A 13,273-nucleotide genomic window follows, 5' to 3' on the forward strand; every position below is an offset into this window, starting at 1 on the left:
TGAAGCCCTCCCGGGCCCTCTCAGCCTGCGAGAACGCCGTCCAGGAAGTGCGTCACGTCCGCGAAGACCTCCGCCTTGTTCGTCTCGTTGAACACCTCGTGCCGGGCACCCGCATGGATCCGCTCGGTCAGCATCCCGCCGCTGATCTCCTCGATGCCGACACGGCTCCCGGCGAGCGGCACCAGCCGGTCGTCGTCGCCGTGCAGCCACAGCAGCGGAAGCCGGCCGAGGTCGCCGCCCTTGGACACGGTCTCCAGGGTCCGCGCGAACGCCTGAACCGTCGGCCGCTTCATCGGCCCGTGCCACACCAGCGGATCCGTCGCGTAAGCCGCCCCGACCGCCGGGTCGCGGGAGAGCGAGGCCGGGCTGATCGGGGTGTCGGGGATCTCGTCGAGCGCGAGCAGCCGCCCCGGCAGCTCCCAGGCGCCGATCACCGGCCCCGACAGCACCAGCGCGGCGAGACCGTCGCCGTACCGCTGGGCATAGCGGGCCGCGATCAGACCGCCCATGGAGTGCCCGACCATCACGACCGGCACGCCCGGATACGCGGCCCGGGCCCGCTCGGCCACGGCGCGCACATCGGTGACCACGTCCTCGAAGTCCTCGATCAGCACACGCTCGCCCGTCGACTTCCCGTGCCCCATGTGGTCGGGCCCGAACACCGCCGCCCCGTGCGCCACCAGGACGCCGGCCAGTTCCTCGTAGCGGCCGACGTGTTCGCCGTACCCGTGGACGACGAGCGCGACGTACCGGGGCCGCTCGCCCGGCCATTCGCGCACGGTGATCGGGCCCCGTGTTCCAGGCAGGACGTACTCACGGGAGTCGGCCATGTCTCCTCCGGCGATGTCGGTGCGGCTTCCGAGGGATCTTCCCAGGCGGTCGCCGACGGGTCCATACGCCCAGGGGCCACCTGTCGAGACGCTCCTTACGGGCACCGGTTCGCTGCACATAGCATCAGTCTCCGCATGAACACGATGACCCTCTGGCACATCACCGGCTGGGAGTTCGCCGCCCTCGCCTTCGCCGCCCTGCTCGTCGGTTTCTCCAAGACCGCCGTGAGCGGGGCCAACACGGTCAGCCTGGCGATCTTCGCCGCCGTGCTGCCCGCCCGCGCCTCCACCGGTGTCCTGCTGCCGGTCCTGATCGCCGGGGATGTCCTCGCCGTGCTCACCTACCGGCGGCACGCGCACTGGCCGACGCTGTGGCGGCTGTTCCCGGCGGTCGCGGTGGGCGTGGTCGTCGGCACGCTGTTCCTGGTGTGGGCGGACGACGAGATCGTACGGACGTCGATCGGGGCGATCCTGCTGCTGATGGCGGCGGTCACGGTGTGGCGCCGCCGTGCGGCCGACGCGGAGGACGAGCCGGACGCGGTCGTCACCCGCGCGGGCCGCCTCAAGGCCCGTTCGTACGGTGTCCTCGGCGGCTTCACCACCATGGTCGCCAACGCGGGCGGCCCGGTGATGTCGATGTATCTCCTCTCGGCCGGCTTCCGCAAGCTCGGTTTCCTCGGCACCTCCGCCTTCTTCTTCCTGATCGTCAACGTGTCCAAAGTGCCCTTCAGCGCGGGTCTCGGCCTGATCGACGGCCGCTCGCTGCTCCTCGACGCGGCGCTCGTGGCGTTCGTCGTGCCGGGCGCGTTTCTCGGCAAATGGGCTGTGAACAGGATCAACCAGCGGCTGTTCGAACAGCTGGTGATCGCGGCTACGGTGCTGGGCGGCCTGCAACTGCTCCTGCGCTAGTTCCCGCGACTGCTACCGCGCTAGGTGGATCGACCCAGCAGCGCGGGCAGGTCCGCGAAGGAGTCGATCACGTGATCGGGCGTGCCCCGGGCGGCCCGATGCGTCTCCGGCAGGTACTTGCCGGTCTTCACCAGCACCCCCGTGATCCCGGCGTCCTGCGCCGCCAGGACGTCGGACTCGATGTCGTCCCCGACCATCACGGCCTCGTCGGGGCCGGCCCCGAGGTGCGCCAGCGCCGCCCCGAAGAACGCGGGCGACGGCTTCCCCGTGACCTCGGCCTCCGTACGCGCGGCCTGCTCCAGGCCGATCAGGAACGCGCCCGAGTCGAGCCGCAGTCCGTCCTCGGTCCGCCAGTACAGATTGCGGTGCATCGCCACCAGCCGGGCACCGCGCTGGAGGTGGCGGAAGGCCCCGTCGAGCGCCGCGTAGCCGAACTCCGGCCCGGCCCCGCCGACGACCACGACATCCGCCTCGCCGTCAGTGTCGGCCGGGTCGAGGAGGGTGACGTCCCCGAGGTCCTCCCGGATGTCACCGCTGTTGAGCAACACACAGCGTGCGCCGGGCCAGTGCTCGGCGAGATGGGCGGCGGTGACGGCGGGCGCGGTCAGGATGTCCTCCGCGGCCACGGGGAACCCGGCGTCCTCCAGCGTCGCGGCGATCGACGCCCGCGTGCGGGACGTCGTGTTGGTGACGAGGGCAACCGCGAGACCGGCCTCCCGGATGTCCCGCAACGCCTCGACCGCCCCCGGCAACGGCCGCCACGAGACGGTGAGCACCCCGTCGATGTCGATGAGCACGGCACGCACGGATTCCATGCCCGGACGATAGCCGCCGCTTGCCCCGGAAGGCGGCCTGGACCCGGCGTTCCGTCCCCCGTCCGGGCCTCGTAGGCTCGGCGCCATGCCTTCGCACGTCCTCATCCTCGGCGGCACCGCCGAGGCCCGCGAACTGGCCGCCGTACTCGCGGCTCGCCGCGGTCTCCGTGTCACCACCTCGCTCGCCGGGCGTGTGGCCCGGCCGGGCGTGATCACGGGGGACGTGCGGATCGGCGGTTTCGGCGGCGCGGAGGGGCTGGCCGACTGGCTGCGCGAACAGCGCGTGGACGCCCTCGTCGACGCCACGCATCCCTTCGCCGAGGTGATCACCGCGAACGCCGCGCGGGCCGCTGCCGCGACCAGGCTGCCGCTGGTCGTGCTGCGCCGCCCGGGCTGGCGGCCCGGCCCCGAGGACCGCTGGCACATGGTCACGTCGCTGAGCACGGCCGCGGACCTGCTGCCGCGGCTCGGCCGACGGGTGTTCCTGACCACGGGACGCATGGGCCTTGCGGCCTTCGCGCATCTGACGGACCTGCACTTCGTCGTACGATCGGTGGAGTTGCCCACGCCCCCGATGCCGCCGCACACCGAAGTACTCCTCGCCCGCGGACCGTTCACGCTCGCCGACGAGTCGACGCTGCTCTACGACCACTGCATCGACGTCCTGGTGACCAAGGACAGCGGGGGAGAGGCGACGGCGGCGAAACTGACGGCCGCGCGTGAACTCGCGCTGCCCGTCGTGGTCGTACGACGGCCGCCGCTCCCGGAAGGCGTGACCGCGGTCCCCGACGTCGCATCGGTTCTGGCGAGGCTCGGTCTCAACTCTCCCTAGGACGCCCGCCCGCGCAGCGAGGCCTACTGATCCTTCGGATGACGGCGCAGCAGATACGTGTCCATGATCCAGCCCTTGCGCTCCCGGGCCTCGGCGCGCAGCCGCTCGATGCGAGGGGCTGCCTCGGCGATCGGACCGGCGGCGAGGATCTCGTCCGGGGTGCCGATATAGGCGCCCCAGTAGATGTCGATGTCCTCGTCGGCGTACCGCCGGAAGGTCTGGTGGGCGTCGAGCATCACGACCACGTCGTCCACGCCCTCGGGGAAGCCCTCGGCGAGGCGCCGGCCGGTGGTGATCTGCACGGGCCGCGCCACTCGGTTGAGTCCGGTGCGATGACGGGCGACGAGCGCCGAGACACTGCTGATGCCCGGCACGACGGTGTACGCGAAGTCCACCGCGCCCCGGTCGAGGAGCTCCTCCAGGATCCCGAGCGTGCTGTCGTACAGCGCGGGATCCCCCCACACCAGGAACGCGCCGCTCTCGTCCTCCCCCAGCTCCTCGGCGATCAGCCGCTCGTAGATGTCCGCGCGGGCGCTGCGCCAGTCGCCGACGGCCGGCGAGTACGCGGCGCCGCCGGCGGCCCGGTCGCGCTCCGGGTCGCGCGCCTCGACCACGCGGTACGTCCCCTGCGGCACATGCGCGTCGAGCATGTCCCGGCGCAGCCGCACGAGGTCCGCCTTCACCTCGCCCTTGTCCAGGACGAAGAACACGTCCGTGCTCCGCAGGGCCTTGACCGCCTGAAGGGTCAGCTGGTCGGGGTCGCCCGCGCCGATACCGATGACATGAATCTTCCGCACGCCCCGAGTCTGCCGTACGGCACTGACAGCGAGGACACCGCGGTGGCGCCGACCGGCGTGACGCGCCGCTTCCCGCGACGAGGCCGTGCACGACGCAGGCGTCCGCGTGCGCGCTCGCCGCTGCCCACGCGACCCACTCGGCCGGGCGCCGGGAGCCGCATGTGGCGGGGATGCTCCGCGAGGGCAAGCGGTCCGCTCCCGAACGGGCCAGGTCGCCGGTCGGCGCGGGCAGGTGATCCGCGCCGGATGCGGCCGAGAGGCGCGTCGCCCCCTAAGAGGCTCCCCGCAGCCGCGGCGCCCGCGCCCCCGCGTCCACGGACTCGCCCTCCTCCTCCACAACCCCCGCCAGCTCCCGCGCCCACACGACCAGCCCCGCGAGATCCATCCCGTACGGCCGCTGCCGCTCGCCTGCCGCCCACTCCTCGACGGCCCCGGCCCCGCGCCGCAGCAACCGCGCCCCTCCCATGACGTTCCCCCGGGCCGCGTGCGTGAGCCCCACCGCCAGCTGGGCCAGCCCCCGCCACAGGGCCTGCTCCTCCTCGGGGCCCGACTTCCAGGCGTCCTCGAACACCTCGTGCGCGTGGAACGGCTTCCCCGCGTCCAGCAGCTCCTGCGCCTCGGCGACGGTCTGCGCAGGGGTGCGCACCACGCCCTCCGGCTGCCGGGCCACCCCGTCCGCGCCGTACGGCAGCGGCCGCCCCAGCCCGTCCCGGGGCCGGGCGTTGCGCGCCCGCCCCTCGTCGTCCCGGTCCCGCGCGTCGACCCGCCGTGCTGAGGATTCACTGCCCATACGCCGATTGTCCCGCGCCCCTCGCCACCGGCCCACGTCCGCCCCCACCGGCTTCGGCCGGGCCCCCGACGTGGGGTAAAGTGCTCTTCGCGCGATCCTGCGGTTCACCGTGGGAAGCGCACCGGGACGTGGCGCAGCTTGGTAGCGCACTTGACTGGGGGTCAAGGGGTCGCAGGTTCAAATCCTGTCGTCCCGACGGTGCGAAGGGTCTTCGCGGGCGAGAGCCTGTGGGGCCCTTTTCGCGTGAGTCGGATTCCGGCATTCGGGGTTGGGCATGCCGTTCGCCGGCCCCTTTGCTCGGAGCCGGCCTCAACTCCGGCCGAACTCCAGCTCTGCCCACCGGCTGGTCCCGCCGGAGTGCACTCGTACGCCGCACCGGGCCGCCAGCGTGGTGACGATGCCGAGGCCCCGGCCGTGCTCGTCCGGGTCGTGAGTGGAAGTCGACAGCCCTGCCGGGGTCACAGGCCCCATGTCGGTCACTTCGACGCGTACGGCTCTGCACCGCTCCACCTGTCTGCGCGAGAGCCTCAGCGTCGCCGGGGGCAGGGCGTGGACGATCGCATTGGTGAGCAGCTCCGAGACCACCAGCAGCACGTCTTCGGCGAAGTCCGCGGCCAGGTTCCAGTCGGTGAGCAGCGTACGTATGCGTCGGCGTACGGCCGAGACGGCTCCTGGAGCGTGCGGCAGCGGAAAGACGTGCTCGACTTCCCCGAAAGGCGCGGCGTCGAGCTGCGCTGGAGTCATGCGTCCTCCTCAGGGAAGTGCTGTCGGCCATGGAGCGGGCGTGACACCCCACGCTAGGGAGGGGGATGCGACCGGTCAACGAACACCGGTCGGCATTACCGAACAGCAGTCCCAAATCGGGAGAACTCGGACTACCATCGCCTCATGGCCGGCCCAGTCCAGTCCATAGAGCGGGCAGCGGCGATCTTGCGCCTGCTCGCCGGCGGATCCCGTCGGCTGGGGCTGGGGGAGGTGGCGTCGTCGCTGGGGCTGGCCAAGGGCACCGCGCATGGAATTCTGCGCACCCTGCAACACGTGGACTTCGTGGAGCAGGACCCGGCGACCGGAAAATACCAGCTCGGGGCGGCTCTGTTGCACCTCGGCACCAGTTACCTCGACGTCAATGAACTGCGTTCGCGGTCCATCAACTGGGCCGATGCCCTGGCCGCCCGCAGCGGGGAGGCCGTCCGACTGGGCACGCCCCTGGAGGGCAAGGTGCTCGTCATCCACCACGTCTTCCGGCCGGACGACACCCTCCAGAGCCTGGACGTCGGCGCGCTGCTGCCCTTGCACGCCTCCTCGCTCGGCAAGGTCCTTCTGGCCTTCGGAGCCACGCCCATCGCCACCTTGACGGAGGCCGAGCCGGAGGCGTACACCCGGCACACCCTGGTCCACCCGGAGGAGCTCAACCGGGCGCTCGGCGAGATACGGGAGCTCGGCTGGGGCGCTGAGGTGCAGGAAATGAGCATGGGCGAAGCCGGAATCGCCGCGCCGATCCGAGGACAGGGCGGTCTCGTGGTGGGCGCGATCGGAGTGTCCGGCGCCGTCGAGCGGATCTGCGACACCAAAGGCCGGCCCCAGCCGGCCCTGATCACCGTGCTGCGGGAGGCGGCACGAGCGATCTCCAGAGACCTGGGCGCGGCCCGCTGGTAGGTCCCCAGCACCTCCGCGACGCATCGGAAGGCAGGGCCGATCATGGTTGAACGGTATGTGATGTCCATCGACCAGGGCACCACCTCCACCCGCTGCATCCTGTTCGACCACGGCGGGCGGCTGGTGTCGGTCGCCCAGCGGGAGCACCAGCAGTACTTTCCCCGGCCCGGCTGGGTCGAGCACGACGCCGTCGAGATCTGGCGCAATCTCCAGCGCGTCGTACCCGAGGCACTGTCGAACGCCCGTATAGACGCGGGACAGATCTCGGCCATGGGGATCGCCAACCAGCGCGAGACGACGGTGCTCTGGGACCGGCGGACAGGAGCCCCGCTGGGCAGGGCGATCGTCTGGCAGGACACCCGCACCGCCCCGCTCGTGGAGGACCTGAGGAAACAGCCCGGAGACGAGTTCTTCCTCGAACACTGCGGCCTCCCCCCTTCGACCTACTTCTCCGCGCCCCGCATCCGCTGGCTGTTCGACCACGTCGACGGGCTGGAGCAGCGTGCCCGGGACGGCGAGGTGCTGTTCGGCACGATGGAGAGCTGGCTGATCTGGAATCTCACCGGTGGCACGGACGGCGGCCTGCACATCACCGACGCCACCAACGCCAGCCGCACCATGCTCCTCGACATCCGGAAGCTGACCTGGGACGAAGCGCTGATGGACTTCTTCGGGGTCCCGCGCCCGATGCTGCCGGAGATCCGGTCCTCGGCCGAGAGTTACGGCGAGGCCCGCTCGGTGCTCCCGGGCGTGCGCATCACGGCCGCCCTCGGTGACCAGCAGGCGGCTCTGTTCGGACAGACCTGCTTCTCGCCCGGCGAGGCGAAGTGCACCTACGGGACCGGTAGCTTCCTGATGATGAACACCGGCACCGACGTCGTGCGGTCCAGGCACGGGCTTCTCACCACCGTCGCGTACAAGATCACGGGCCGGCCCACGGTCTACGCTCTGGAAGGCCCCATCGCCGTCACGGGCTCGCTGGTCCAGTGGTTCCGCGACCGTCTGGGCCTGATCAACAGCGCACCCGAGATCGAGACGCTGGCGCGCACCGTCGAGGACAACGGTGGCTGCTACATCGTCCCCGCGTTTTCCGGTCTGTTCGCACCCCACTGGCGCAGCGACGCCCGAGGCGTCATCGTCGGCCTCACGTCGTACATCACGAAGGGCCATCTGGCCCGAGCGGTCCTGGAGGCCACCGGCTGGCAGACGCGAGAGGTCGTCGACGCCATGAACGCCGACTCCGCGCTCGCCCTGAAGCAACTCAAGGTGGACGGAGGCATGACATCCGACAACCTGCTCATGCAGTTCCTGGCCGACGTGCTCGACGTTCCCGTGGTACGGCCCCTGGTCGCCGAGACGGTGTCGCTGGGCGCGGCCTACGCCGCCGGCCTGGCGTCCGGCTACTGGCCGGATCTGGAGGTCCTGCGCCGCAACTGGCACCGGGCCGCCCAGTGGCTGCCGGACATGGACCCCGGACGGCGAGAGTGGGAGTACGCATGCTGGAAGCGAGCCGTCGAGCGGTCCCTGGGGTGGATCCAGCCGCCGAAGCGCGCGTGACGTGTCGGCCCACGGGCTGGTGAGCAGGGCGAGTACCCGGCGGTCGAGACATTCGGCGACGGTGCCAGTCCCAGCTTGCGGGTGAGCCCTCGCGGTGACGAGGGCTCACCCGATGACAAGGGTGGAGCAGCACGCCACCTTGTTGGAAGGCGCAGGTCAGTGGCCGTTTCGGAGAGATCCTAGGCGGCCTTTCGGTTGGAAGCCGCACAGACCCCGTCAGCCCGCCGCCGGCACGCCTGCCCGCAGGTGGGCGCCCTGCCGGAGCAGTTCCTCCTGGACGAGGCCGTGCGGTATCTCGCGCGGAGCGCGTCCCAGGCGTACGGCCAGGGCCGCGCACGCGCCCGCCGCCTGGCCGGTCGCCATCGCGATGGGCATGACCCGGTAGGAGGAGTGCGCCACGTGCGTACCCGAGATGCAGCGGCCGGCCACCAGCAGCCGGTCGGTCCCGCGCGGCAGCAGACAGCGGAGCGGGATGTCGTAGAAGCGGCCCGCGGGCACCCGCTTGAGGACGGTGCCGGTGCCGCGCGGGTTGTGGATGTCGACCGGGTAGGCGCCGTGCGCGACCACGTCCGGGAAGGCGCTCGCGGCCAGGATGTCGTGCCCGGTCAGCCGGTAGTCGCCGAGCACGCGACGGGTTTCGCGTACGCCGATGTGGCTGCCGCTCTGCACCACGTACGCCTCCTCGAAACCCGGCACGTGCGTGCGCAGGAAGCGGTCGATCTCCGACAGCTGGCGGCGGGCCGTGTACTCGGCGCGGGTCAGGTCCCAGACGTCCGTGCCGAGCGCCCTGGTCACCCGCGTGCTGTTCACGCTGATCTCGCGCGGATGCGGGGTGCCGAAGAACAGCACATCCTCGCGCGGCAGCTCGAGCTCGCCGTCCGCCGTGGCCTGCCGTACGAGGTCCCACAGGCCGTGCACGCCGCGCCACTGGTCGGGATGCGCCCGCACGTACTCGGCGAACCGCGGCTGGGCGAAGTCCGCGACGCGGAACATCAGCGTCATCGGCTGCACCAGCCCGTCCTCCGGCCGGCCGATCTCGTACGGCGCCCCGCACGCGGCGGCGACATCGCCGTCCCCCGTGCCGTCCACCACGACGTCGGCGTCGATCACCACCGGACCGGACTTGGTCTCGAACACCACCCGCCAGCCGTCGTCGAGCGGCAGCGCGCCCGAGGCGAAGGCGTGGCACAGCATCCGTACCCCCGCCTCGTCCAGCAGGTCGAGCAGGACCAGCTTGAAGACCTCCGGGTCGAACGGCACCGTGTAGCCGGTCTCCAGGGAAGGCGGGACGCAGCCGCCGCGTTCCGTGAGCCGGTCCAGCAGCCGCCACAGCACGCCGGCGACCACCGGCTCGCCCTCGCCGTGGTCGGTGGGCAGCAGCCGGGTGTCCTCGCCGGACTCGGTGAACGCGGCCTGCCGGTGCTCGTTGTGGAAGGACATCAGCGGCATCACCAGGGCGACGGTGGCGTTGCCGCCGAGGAAGCCGTAGCGCTCGACGAGGACGACATCGGCCCCGGCGTCGGCCGCGGCGACCGCCGCGGCGCATCCGGCGGGCCCGCCGCCGACCACGAGGACGTCGGTCCGGCCACCGTGCCGGGCGGGCCGCGGCGGCAGCGTGACCGTACGGGGCTCTCGGGGTTCTTCGAGGATCGGCATCCTTGTTCGTCTCCCGGAGGCTTCGTGTCAGGGTTCGTCCCAGACTTTGTCTCAGGCTTCACACGTGGCCTCACGCGCTGAGCGGGCGGGCCTCCGGCGCGGTGTCCGGATCCGGGCTGCCCCCGATGTCGTCGAGGAGCGTTCCGCACCGGGCGCAGGTCTCCGCGGCGAGCCCGCACAGCTCGCGCACCCGGGACCGCAGGTCCGCGCGGCGCTGCGGATACTCGTCCCAGAGCCGGTCCACCTCGGCCAGCAGCAGCCCGGCCTGCTCCCGCGCCACCCCCACCAGGGCCGGTGCGCCGATGCGGCGGGCGAAATCGAAGACCTTGCCGGAGTAGGGCAGCGGCAGGACCGGCAGGCCGGAGAGCGCGGCGAAGATCACGAAGTGCAGACGCATGCCGACGGCCAGATCCAGGTGGCGCATGAAACCGAGGAGCTGTCCCGGACTGTAGGCGCCGTGCAGGATCCGTCCCCGGTCCGGTGCGGTCATGTGGGACAGCACGGCGTGCGCGTGCCGCACGTCGTGGCGTTCCATCGGCAGGAACACCACATGCGCGTCGAGCCGGCGGACGAGGAAGTCCGCGACGTCGGCGAGCAGCGCGTGGTAGTCGCCCTCGTCCAGCTTCTCCGCCGCCCGGCCCGGCTCCCGCACCGACATGCCCACCAGCCGGCCGTGGGCGGGCACGCCCTCGTTGCGCATCATCCGGTCGGTGAACGGCTCCGGCTCCAGCAGCAGCGCCGGATCGGCGGTGACCGTGATCTCGCGCTCGACGCCGACCTCCTCCAGGACGAGCCGGGACTCCTCGTCCCGCACCACGACGTCGTCCATGTCCGCCAGCACATCGCGCACCGCCTCCCGGTCCTCCGGCTCCCGCAGCGGGCCGGCGCCGACGGCATAGGCGAAGGTGCGGATGCCGCGTTCCTGCGCGGCGCGCACCAGCCGCAGATAGCGGCGCGCCTCGCCGTCGTAGAGGATGCCGCCGCCGCCCAGCACGAGCACGTCCAGGGAGGCCAGCGTGTCGTGCACCCGGTTGCGGCTGACGCCCTCCCAGTCGACCACCTCGTCGGCCTCGCGGACGTGGGCGCGGGTGTGCTCGGCGTCGCGGCTGAGGACGACCAGCCGGGCCTGCGGACGGTGGGCGCGCAGACAGCCGAGGACGGAGGCCAGGATCGACTCGTCACCGATGTTGAAGCCGCCGTACGAACCGAGCACGCCGATGCGCGGACCCGGGCCGGCGGGGCGCGGATGCGGTGGGGCAGATGTCATCCGTGAGCTCCCGTCATGTGGGGGTCGCACCCCAAGTAGACCCATCTCGAACAGTCAGTCGCAATTCAGGGCAGCGGCGTCCCGCCCGTCGCGTTCACTATCTCCGCGGTGATGAAGGACGCCTCCTGAGAGGCCAGGAAGACATAGGCGGGCGCCATCTCGGCGGGCTGTGCCGGGCGGCCGAGAGGCGACTGCTTGCCGAACTTCACCGTGTCCGGCATCGTCGCGGGGATCAGCGGCGTCCACACCGGACCCGGCGCGACCGCGTTGACGCGGATGCCCCGGTCGACCAGCATCTGGGCCAGCCCCTGCGTGAAGGTCACGATGGCCCCCTTGGTCATCGCGTAGTCCAGCAGGTGGGGACTGGGCTGGTAGGCCTGCACCGACGTGGAGTTGATGATGCTGCCGCCCTCGGGGATGTGCTCCAGGGCGAACTTCGACAGCCAGAACATGCCGTACAGGTTGGTGCGCAGCACACGGTCGAACTGCTCGGTGGAGATGGCCTCGATGCCGTCGGGCTGCGACATCTGGTACGCCGCGTTGTTCACCAGCACGTCGATCCGGCCGAACTCCCGGACGGCCTGGTCCACCAGGGCGCGGCAGTTGGCCTCCTCGCGGATGTCGCAGGCGACCGGCACGGCGCGCCGGCCCGCGTCCGCCACCCACCGGGCGGTTTCCCGCGCCTCGTCCTTCTCCTCGTCCAGGTACGTGAAGAGCACGTCGGCGCCCTCGCGGGCGAATGCCAGGGCCACCGCCCGGCCGATTCCCGAGTCCCCGCCGGTGATCACGGTCCTGCGGCCCGCCAGGCGTCCGCTGCCCCGGTAGGACTCCTCCCCGTGGTCCGGGGGCGGGTCCATGGGGCCGGTCCAGCCGGGATGCGGCTGGTCCTGGGCCGGGAACTCGGGGCTCGGGTGGCGCTCGGCGGGGTGCTGTGGTGCGGTCACGGCTCTGCTCCCTCTGCGTCGCGGTCCCACCGTGCGCGCGGGCCACCTGGCGCACGGTTCGTTCTTCGTGCCCCCGGGTACCCGTGCTTTCCGGTACGAGGCTTTCGGAGAGGAAGCAAGACGACGGGGGACGGAGGAACGCAACGATGTCTCCCAAGGCACGGACCCCCGAGACGGCCCCCCGAGAGGACCGTCGCGCCCCCGCCCGCACCGCGCGGCTGCGCAACCGGATCCCCGAGCCCGACGAGGAGCCCGACCTGCTCGGCCAGTACCTGACGCAGATCGCGGCCACGCCCCTGCTGACCGCCGAGGACGAGGTCCACCTCGCCCAGCGCCTGGAGGCCGGCGTGCACGCCCTGAAGGAACTGGAGCAGGCCGACGCGGGAGAGCGCGAGCTGTCGACGGGGCGGCGCCGGGAGCTGGAGGAGACGGCCCGCGACGGACTGGCGGCCAAGGACCACATGGTCCGGGCCAACCTGCGGCTCGTGGTGGCGATGGCCAAGCGGCACGCCCATCGGGGACTGCCCCTCCTCGACGTCATCCAGGAGGGCAACCTGGGCCTGATCCGGGCCGTGGAGAAGTTCGACCACACCAAGGGGTTCAAGTTCTCCACGTACGCCACGTGGTGGATCCGTCAGGCCATCGAGCGCGGCCTCGCGGCGCACGCACGTTCCGTGCGGCTGCCGATGCACGTGGTGGAGCGGCTGCAGAAGCTGGCCAAGGTGGAACGGCGCCTGCAACTGACCCTGGACCGCCGGCCCACCGCCGAGGAGGTCGCCGAGGACAGCGGCATGGCCGTCGAGAAGGTCATCTGGCTGCGCCGCGTCGGACGGCAGGCGATCAGCCTGGACACCCCGGTGGACGACACCGGCGAGACGGTCGTGGGCGACCTGATCCCCGACACGGAGGTGCTCCAGGCCCCCGAGGTCGCCGAATACCGGGCGCTCGCCGAGGAGTTGAGGCAGGCCGTCGGCACCCTGCCACCCCGTGAGGCCATGATCCTCAGTCTCCGCTACGGCCTGCACGACGGCCGGTCGCGCACCCTGCAGGAGGTGGCGCAGCACGTGGGCCTGACCCGGGAGCGCGTACGCCAGCTGGAGAAGGAGTCCCTCACCCGGCTACGGGCGTCCGGGACCGGGGAACGTCTGCTGGAGTGGGCGAGCTGACACCTCGGGATGGTAGAAGCGGGCATGACCAACTCGTTCATCACCCCGGCAGGT

At 71.7% G+C, this 13,273-nt stretch carries 13 protein-coding genes and 1 tRNA gene; 6 read left to right on the forward strand and 8 right to left on the reverse strand.

From position 1 onward, the window contains the following. Positions 1 to 20: 20 nt before the first annotated feature. A complete protein-coding gene (locus ABT063_RS14465) occupies positions 21 to 830 on the reverse strand; it encodes an alpha/beta hydrolase (protein ID WP_351057612.1) in 810 nt (269 codons plus the stop codon). A 135-nt stretch (positions 831 to 965) separates the two neighbouring features. On the opposite strand from ABT063_RS14465, the gene ABT063_RS14470 reads away from it, so the two are divergent. Next, positions 966 to 1,739 (forward strand): sulfite exporter TauE/SafE family protein, encoded by a 774-nt coding sequence (locus ABT063_RS14470; RefSeq protein ID WP_351057613.1) that lies wholly within the window; start codon positions 966 to 968, stop codon positions 1,737 to 1,739. A 20-nt stretch (positions 1,740 to 1,759) separates the two neighbouring features. Here ABT063_RS14470 and ABT063_RS14475 read toward each other — a convergent pair whose 3' ends face one another. Beyond that, complete coding sequence (locus ABT063_RS14475) at positions 1,760 to 2,554, reverse strand: HAD-IIA family hydrolase (protein WP_351057614.1); 795 nt, start codon at positions 2,552 to 2,554, stop codon at positions 1,760 to 1,762. Between the two features lie 85 nt (positions 2,555 to 2,639). Here ABT063_RS14475 and ABT063_RS14480 point away from each other — a divergent pair, with 85 nt between their 5' ends. Next, positions 2,640 to 3,386 carry a cobalt-precorrin-6A reductase gene (locus tag ABT063_RS14480; RefSeq protein ID WP_351057615.1) on the forward strand — a complete coding sequence of 249 codons (747 nt, stop codon included), beginning with the start codon at positions 2,640 to 2,642 and terminating at the stop codon, positions 3,384 to 3,386. 23 nt (positions 3,387 to 3,409) lie between these two features. Here ABT063_RS14480 and cobF read toward each other — a convergent pair whose 3' ends face one another. Together cobF and ABT063_RS14490 are read right to left on the reverse strand one after the other, a co-directional pair. After that, positions 3,410 to 4,183: a precorrin-6A synthase (deacetylating) gene (gene cobF, locus ABT063_RS14485; protein WP_351057616.1), complete on the reverse strand. Its 774-nt coding sequence runs from the start codon at positions 4,181 to 4,183 to the stop codon at positions 3,410 to 3,412. A 271-nt stretch (positions 4,184 to 4,454) separates the two neighbouring features. Then, entirely contained in the window at positions 4,455 to 4,973 is a 519-nt protein-coding gene (locus ABT063_RS14490; RefSeq protein WP_351057617.1) for a DUF309 domain-containing protein, read from the reverse strand. Positions 4,974 to 5,095: 122 nt separating this feature from the next. Here ABT063_RS14490 and ABT063_RS14495 point away from each other — a divergent pair. After that, a tRNA-Pro gene (locus ABT063_RS14495) sits at positions 5,096 to 5,169 on the forward strand. 113 nt (positions 5,170 to 5,282) lie between these two features. Here ABT063_RS14495 and ABT063_RS14500 read toward each other — a convergent pair. Further along, positions 5,283 to 5,717, reverse strand: coding sequence for an ATP-binding protein (locus ABT063_RS14500; protein WP_351057618.1), 435 nt, complete (start codon positions 5,715 to 5,717; stop codon positions 5,283 to 5,285). Positions 5,718 to 5,861: 144 nt separating this feature from the next. On the opposite strand from ABT063_RS14500, the gene ABT063_RS14505 reads away from it, so the two are divergent. Beyond that, complete coding sequence (locus tag ABT063_RS14505) at positions 5,862 to 6,629, forward strand: IclR family transcriptional regulator (RefSeq protein ID WP_351057619.1); 768 nt, start codon at positions 5,862 to 5,864, stop codon at positions 6,627 to 6,629. Between the two features lie 42 nt (positions 6,630 to 6,671). Beyond that, the gene (gene glpK / locus ABT063_RS14510) at positions 6,672 to 8,186 is read left to right on the forward strand and encodes a glycerol kinase GlpK (protein ID WP_351057621.1); all 1,515 of its coding nucleotides are present in this window, start codon (positions 6,672 to 6,674) and stop codon (positions 8,184 to 8,186) included. Positions 8,187 to 8,402: 216 nt separating this feature from the next. On the opposite strand, the gene ABT063_RS14515 is transcribed toward glpK, so the two are convergent. From ABT063_RS14515 to ABT063_RS14525, 3 genes are all read right to left on the reverse strand, one after another. After that, complete coding sequence (locus ABT063_RS14515) at positions 8,403 to 9,842, reverse strand: FAD-dependent oxidoreductase (protein WP_351057623.1); 1,440 nt, start codon at positions 9,840 to 9,842, stop codon at positions 8,403 to 8,405. A 70-nt stretch (positions 9,843 to 9,912) separates the two neighbouring features. Further along, positions 9,913 to 11,109 carry a polysaccharide pyruvyl transferase family protein gene (locus tag ABT063_RS14520; RefSeq protein WP_351057624.1) on the reverse strand — a complete coding sequence of 399 codons (1,197 nt, stop codon included), beginning with the start codon at positions 11,107 to 11,109 and terminating at the stop codon, positions 9,913 to 9,915. Positions 11,110 to 11,174: 65 nt separating this feature from the next. Beyond that, positions 11,175 to 12,053 (reverse strand): SDR family oxidoreductase, encoded by an 879-nt coding sequence (locus tag ABT063_RS14525; RefSeq protein ID WP_351057625.1) that lies wholly within the window; start codon positions 12,051 to 12,053, stop codon positions 11,175 to 11,177. 146 nt (positions 12,054 to 12,199) lie between these two features. On the opposite strand from ABT063_RS14525, the gene ABT063_RS14530 reads away from it, so the two are divergent. Beyond that, complete coding sequence (locus ABT063_RS14530) at positions 12,200 to 13,219, forward strand: sigma-70 family RNA polymerase sigma factor (RefSeq protein ID WP_351057626.1); 1,020 nt, start codon at positions 12,200 to 12,202, stop codon at positions 13,217 to 13,219. Positions 13,220 to 13,273 lie beyond the last annotated feature (54 nt).

This window comes from Streptomyces sp. NPDC002838, assembly GCF_040295365.1.
GTDB lineage: Bacteria > Actinomycetota > Actinomycetes > Streptomycetales > Streptomycetaceae > Streptomyces.

Bases quoted from the DNA above. Each gene is read 5' to 3' on its own strand.
- ABT063_RS14465 (WP_351057612.1), bottom strand. From the start codon at position 830: ATGGCCGACTCCCGTGAGTACGTCCTGCCTGGAACACGGGGCCCGATC.
- ABT063_RS14470 (WP_351057613.1), top strand. From the start codon at position 966: ATGAACACGATGACCCTCTGGCACATCACCGGCTGGGAGTTCGCCGCC.
- ABT063_RS14475 (WP_351057614.1), bottom strand. From the start codon at position 2,554: ATGGAATCCGTGCGTGCCGTGCTCATCGACATCGACGGGGTGCTCACC.
- ABT063_RS14480 (WP_351057615.1), top strand. From the start codon at position 2,640: ATGCCTTCGCACGTCCTCATCCTCGGCGGCACCGCCGAGGCCCGCGAA.
- ABT063_RS14490 (WP_351057617.1), bottom strand. From the start codon at position 4,973: ATGGGCAGTGAATCCTCAGCACGGCGGGTCGACGCGCGGGACCGGGAC.
- ABT063_RS14500 (WP_351057618.1), bottom strand. From the start codon at position 5,717: ATGACTCCAGCGCAGCTCGACGCCGCGCCTTTCGGGGAAGTCGAGCAC.
- ABT063_RS14505 (WP_351057619.1), top strand. From the start codon at position 5,862: ATGGCCGGCCCAGTCCAGTCCATAGAGCGGGCAGCGGCGATCTTGCGC.
- glpK (WP_351057621.1), top strand. From the start codon at position 6,672: ATGGTTGAACGGTATGTGATGTCCATCGACCAGGGCACCACCTCCACC.
- ABT063_RS14515 (WP_351057623.1), bottom strand. From the start codon at position 9,842: ATGCCGATCCTCGAAGAACCCCGAGAGCCCCGTACGGTCACGCTGCCG.
- ABT063_RS14520 (WP_351057624.1), bottom strand. From the start codon at position 11,109: ATGACATCTGCCCCACCGCATCCGCGCCCCGCCGGCCCGGGTCCGCGC.
- ABT063_RS14530 (WP_351057626.1), top strand. From the start codon at position 12,200: ATGTCTCCCAAGGCACGGACCCCCGAGACGGCCCCCCGAGAGGACCGT.